This is a genomic window from Nonomuraea sp. NPDC003201 (genome assembly GCF_053590415.1).
Genome location: NZ_JBSFTC010000525.1, coordinates 1 through 5,175, shown reverse-complemented (window position 1 = coordinate 5,175; position 5,175 = coordinate 1). Strand labels below are relative to the sequence as shown.

Annotated in this window: 5 protein-coding genes and 1 pseudogene; 3 read left to right on the top strand and 3 right to left on the bottom strand. The window is 69.6% G+C overall.

What is annotated here, in order from left to right; genetic code table 11:
- Together ACWDX9_RS59760 and ACWDX9_RS59755 are read right to left on the bottom strand one after the other, a co-directional pair.
- A partial coding sequence (locus ACWDX9_RS59760) for a hypothetical protein (protein WP_449972682.1) occupies positions 1-399 on the bottom strand: 399 nt, incomplete at its 3' end.
- Positions 400-441: 42 nt separating this feature from the next.
- Positions 442-1,698, bottom strand: coding sequence for a condensation domain-containing protein (locus ACWDX9_RS59755; protein WP_449972679.1), 1,257 nt, complete (start codon positions 1,696-1,698; stop codon positions 442-444).
- Between the two features lie 487 nt (positions 1,699-2,185).
- Between ACWDX9_RS59755 and ACWDX9_RS59750 the strand changes: the two genes are divergently transcribed.
- The gene (locus tag ACWDX9_RS59750; RefSeq protein ID WP_449972676.1) at positions 2,186-3,364 is read left to right on the top strand and encodes an alkyl sulfatase dimerization domain-containing protein; all 1,179 of its coding nucleotides are present in this window, start codon (positions 2,186-2,188) and stop codon (positions 3,362-3,364) included.
- A 121-nt stretch (positions 3,365-3,485) separates the two neighbouring features.
- On the opposite strand, the gene ACWDX9_RS59745 is transcribed toward ACWDX9_RS59750, so the two are convergent.
- The gene (locus ACWDX9_RS59745; RefSeq protein ID WP_449972673.1) at positions 3,486-4,172 is read right to left on the bottom strand and encodes a TIGR00266 family protein; all 687 of its coding nucleotides are present in this window, start codon (positions 4,170-4,172) and stop codon (positions 3,486-3,488) included.
- A gap of 161 nt (positions 4,173-4,333) precedes the next feature.
- Here ACWDX9_RS59745 and ACWDX9_RS59740 point away from each other — a divergent pair, with 161 nt between their 5' ends.
- A complete protein-coding gene (locus ACWDX9_RS59740) occupies positions 4,334-4,597 on the top strand; it encodes a metal-sensitive transcriptional regulator (RefSeq protein ID WP_387835739.1) in 264 nt (87 codons plus the stop codon).
- An 82-nt stretch (positions 4,598-4,679) separates the two neighbouring features.
- Positions 4,680-5,175: pseudogene (locus ACWDX9_RS59735) on the top strand (MBL fold metallo-hydrolase); the annotation flags it as partial.

Here is a 5,175-nt window from a genome sequence, read left to right as displayed (position 1 = left end):
CGGGGTGCCCCCCCCGGCCAGGAAGGGCACCGCGGCGAGCGACTGCCCCAGCGGCGCCTTGGCCATGAGCACCTCGTACGAGGACTCGGCCGACGGCGCGACGAACGAGATCGTCTGGGGCCCCGGCGAGGTGATCTGCCGGCCCGCGTACACACGGCTGGAGGTGGCGTCCCGCAGCACGAAGGTGCCTTCGAGCTGCGGCACGCCCGGATATTGCTCGGGGCCGCGCACGTCCGCCCGGCGCGGCAGGCCGATCGCGATGCGCTGGCCCGGCGTGAGATCCCCCTGCCCGCCCGGCCCCGGGTTGTTCGTGTCCACCCGGTAGGACCAGATGCTGTATCCGATGCCGGCGGTGGGCCCGGGGATCGCGGCCCGGCCGGCGAAGGTGACTATCAGCACTGAACACCACTCCCTCGTACGAAGACCCCTCGATGACCAGGGTCAGGGCCGGCCGGGCGCGGCGCATGAGTAGGGCCTACTCAACGTGCCGCCGCCGCCCTCGAAGAGGTAGAGCGCCAGGTCGAACCGGCTGGCCACGGTGGGGATCGGGTACGGCTCCGCGTCCAGCCCGGAGGTGTCCAGGGTCCGGCCGCGGTAGTTCTGCAGCGCGAACATGGTCTGGTAGACCGGCGTGCGGCTGACGTCCCGCTCCACGGCCAGCTCGGTGACGAGCCGGTCGAACGGCAGTGCCTGATGCGCGAAGGCGTCCAGGGTGGAGTCGCGGACCCGGCCGAGCAACTCGCCGAACGTCGGGTCGCCGCTCAGGTCGGCCCGGAGGGCCAGGGTGTTGATGAACGGCCCGACGACCGTCTCCAGCTCGGGGAGCTCCCGCCCGGACACCGGCGACCCCACCGCGAAGTCGTCCTGCCCGGCGAACCGGCCGAGCAGCACCTGGAAGGCGGCGAGCAGCGTCATGTACGGCGTGGCCCGGTGCGCCTTGCCGAGCTCCGCGATCGACGCGGTGAGGGCGGGGTCCACGACGACGTCCACGGCGGCGCCGTCCCAGCGCTGCTCGGCGGGCCGGGGCAGGTCGGTCGGCAGCTCCAGGGCGGGCACCCCGTCCAGCTTGGACACCCAGTAGCGCACGTCGTCGTCGAAGGTCCGGCCGCGCTGCCAGTGCGCGTAGTCGCCGAACTGCAGCGGCACCGGCGCCGGTTCCCGGCCCGCGTGCAGCGCCAGCAGCTCCTGGAACAGGATGTCGCACGACCAGCCGTCGGTGATCGCGTGGTGCATGGTGAGCAGCAGCACGTGCTCGCCGGGGGCCGAGCGCACCAGCAGGGCGCGCAGCAGCGGCGGGCGGGCCAGGTCGAACGGCCGGACCAGCTCCCGGTCGATCTCGCCGGGGTCGTCGGTGACGCGGAACTCCACGACCGGCTCCTCGGCGACCACCGCCTCCGGGCGGCCGTCCGGGGTGGTGACCAGGCTGGTACGCAGGCTCTCATGCCGTCTGGTGAGCTCTGTCAGGGCCCTGGCCAGGGCGTTCTCGTCGAGGTCGCCGGTCAGCCGGACCGCGAACGGCACGGTGTAGGCGGCCGTGCCTGGGGCGTACTGCTCGAGGAACCACAATCGCTCCTGCATGGCCGACGGCGGCGGCGCGGTGCCGGGGTCACGGCGGGGAACACTGACCTTGGTGCCGCGCGCCCGAAGGCGACGCTCCAGCAGGGCCTGCTTGGCCGGTGAAAGGGAGCTCCTGGTCACGCGTCTTTCTCCTCGGAACACGCGGTGGTGCACGTACACGTACGGAGGTCCGCGGCGATGACGCGGATGTGCTGCAGCCGGAACGGCGAAGCCTGATGAGGCCGTGGGAACGCTCCCACGAGGGAGGCTAGGTTTCGGCTCCTTCGAGGTCAAGGGCTAGATCCGCATTTCCGGATGCCCACCGTGGTCTAACAAGAACAATTCGCGATGTGCGCACGTCGCACCCGTGTTTCCGTTGGCTCTGTCTTTCGGGTCCTTGACAGTTCGGAAACATCATCGTCATATATCTGGGAGCGCTCCCACAGCGTGTCATCATCTCTGACCTGCGCCCGCAAGGAAGCCGAGCGCCTGCGCCCTTTGACCGCGCGCCAAAGGCGAGATCCTGCCGCGAACCCCTTGCCCAGAATGAGGTTCTGGAAGCAGGGTTGGGCCCATGATTATCGAGTACGCCGAGCGCGTGTGGCGCGGCGAATCGGACGACAGCGTCGTGGACGCGGGCCTGCAGGGCAAGGGTGTTCAGCCGATCGCCGACGGTGTCGGCTGGTGGCCGGGGTTCGGCAATGTGACCGCGTTCGAGACCGAGGGCGAGCTGGTGCTGTTCGACACGAGCAGCGCGTTCTCGGCGGCGAAATTGCACGAGGACGTACGGGCCTGGACACGGGCGCCATTGACCACGGCGTTCTACTCGCACGGGCACGTCGACCATGTCTTCGGGACGGGGCCGTTCGAAGAGTCGGGGCCTCGCGCCGCGATTTATGCCCATAAAGCGGTTGTTGACCGGTTCGAGCGTTATGTGTTGACAAATGGCTATAACTCGGTGATCAACCAGCGGCAGTTCCAGGCCGCCGGGCTCCAGTGGCCCACCGGCTACCGCCGTCCTGACGTGACCTACACCGACGCGCTGACCGTGCGGCGCGGCGGGCTCACGTTCGACCTCGTGCACGCCAAGGGCGAGACCGACGACGGGACCATCGGCTACGTGCGCGAGCACAAGCTGCTGTTGCCCGGCGACCTGTTCCTCTGGGTGACGCCCAATTGCGGCAACCCGCAGAAGGCGCAGCGCTATCCCCGCGAATGGGTGCACGCGTTGCACCGGATGGCCGCCATGGACGCCGAGATCATGCTCCCCGGCCACGGCGCCCCGATCTTCGGCCGCGACCGCATCCGGCAGGCGTTGCTGGAAACGGCCGAATGGCTGGAGTCGCTCATCACGCAGACCCTGGAACTCCTCAACGCGGGCGCCCGGCTCGACGAGATCGTCCACTCCGTGAAGGCGCCGGAGCATCTGGCCGACCGGCCCTATCTGCGGGCGCGTTACGACGAGCCGGAATTCGTCGTACGCAATCTGTGGCGCCTTTACGGCGGCTGGTACGACGGCAATCCGGCCCACCTGAAGCCCGCTCCCGAGGCGGTGCTGGCGAAATCGGTCGCGGAACTGGCGGGCGGGGCGCAGGCCCTCGCGGACGCGGCGCTCAAGGCCCTTTCCGAAGGCGATGAGCGGCTGGCCGGGCATCTGGCGGAAATGGCCGCCCTGGCGGCTCCGGACGACGCGGGAGTGCATCGCGTACGCGCGGAGGTCTTTTCCACCAGGGCGGCCGGCGAACTGTCCCTCATGGCGAAGGGCATTTTCGCCTGGGCCGCCGCCGAGTCCCGGAAGCGCTCGTAACGGCCGGCCTCCACTCCGGCGTCGGCGGGCGTTTCCTGGCGGCGGCGGCCATGGTCACGTCCCATCGCCCGGCCGTCGATCCCCATCGCCCAAGAGGCATGCCTGGCCGCACGGCGCGGGGTCAGGCGCGCTCGAAGGGGAGCACTTCCGTCAGGTGGAGGATCAAGGCCCCAGGGTTCCTGGTCTGCGTCATGATCCTGCCCGGCCCGGTGAACTCGAAGACCAGGCCCTCGCCCGACTTGAGCGATTGGACCGTCTTCCCTTCGACCGCCCGGCGCAGATTGCTCTTGACCGTCTCGTCGTAGGCGACCAGGTGCCCCGAGTCCACCACGACCTGCTGCCCGGCCGCCAGGTCGATCACGTCCATCGCGCCGTAGCAGCCGAGCACGACGACGCCATCGCCCTGCGCCTTGATGAGGAAGCCGCCCTCGCTGCCGATGAGGTTGGACATGCCGCCCCACTTGGTGGCGATCTCCACGCCGTCGCTGGACGCGATCCACGATCCCCTGGTCAGCAGGAGCGCGTTGCCGTTTCGTACCTCGGCGGCCTGGACATCGCCGGGGAGGTGATGCGCCACGTCCACCCAGCCGCCGCCTTCCGGAGCGGTGTAGCGCGTGGTGAACAGCGACTCCCCGCCCAGCGCCGAACGCGCCAGCCCACGCAGCAGACCACCCTCCACCTTGGCCCGGAGCTGGACCCCCGCGCTCGTCGCGTACATCGCGCCCGCCTCGACGCGCAGAGTCTCCCCGCCGTCCAGGTGACAGCGCGCGACCGCGAACGAACCAGGGTGACGGATCTCGGTCTTCATGTACCCCTCCATCCCGATCATCTTGTCCGGAGCGACTCTGCTGTACGGCTGTACACGATTCGTAGACGAGGCGTAAACGCGGCCAGGGTCTGGGGGCGCGGGGGGCGGAACGGTCATGTACCCCCGGGGGTATATTGGGCGCGGAGGTGGTCCGGGTGGAGATGGACGCGACCGTTCTGAGGGATGCGCTGACGCGGCTGAAGCGGGCCCACGGCCAGCTCGGCGGGGTGATCGCGATGATCGAGAACGCCGAGGACTGCGAGAAGGTGTTGACGCAGCTGGCGGCGGTGTCGAAGGCGTTGGACCGGGCCGGATTCAAGATTATCTCGACCGGGTTGCAGCAGTGCCAGGTGGCGCGCGAGCAGGGTGAGGAGCCGCCGATCAGCGTGGAGCGGCTGGAGAAGCTGTTCCTCGCTCTTTCGTGACTGTGTGATCGGGTGAGCCGGGGCACCCGTATGTTCGCTTGATACCCCCCGGGGTATTTGACGATCGAAAGGAGACAAGGACATGACGATCCAGGTCGAGGTGATCGAGACCTCCTCCCTGGGGGACCGCAGTTATCTCGCCCATGACGGGCAGGTCGCGGTGGTGGTCGATCCGCAGCGCGACATCGACCGCGTCCTCGCCCTGGCCGGTCGCCTGGGGGTGCGGATCACCCACGTGGTGGAGACCCATCTGCACAACGACTACGTCTCCGGCGGTCTGGCGCTGGCCCGGGTGAGCGGGGCGGCGTACCTGGTGGGCGGGGTCGAGGAGGTCGGCTTCGACCGCGTGCCGGTCGCCGGCGGAGATCGGATCGCCGTCTCCGAGCGGATGTGGCTGGACGTGGTGGGCACGCCGGGACACACCTTCCACCACCTGTCCTACGTGCTGGCCGGGCCGGGTGGGCCGGAGGGGGTGTTCACCGGAGGATCGCTGTTGTTCGGCGGCACCGGGCGTACCGACCTGCTGGGCGCCGAGCACGCCCGCACCCTGGCCCGCCACCAGCACGCCTCCGCGCGGC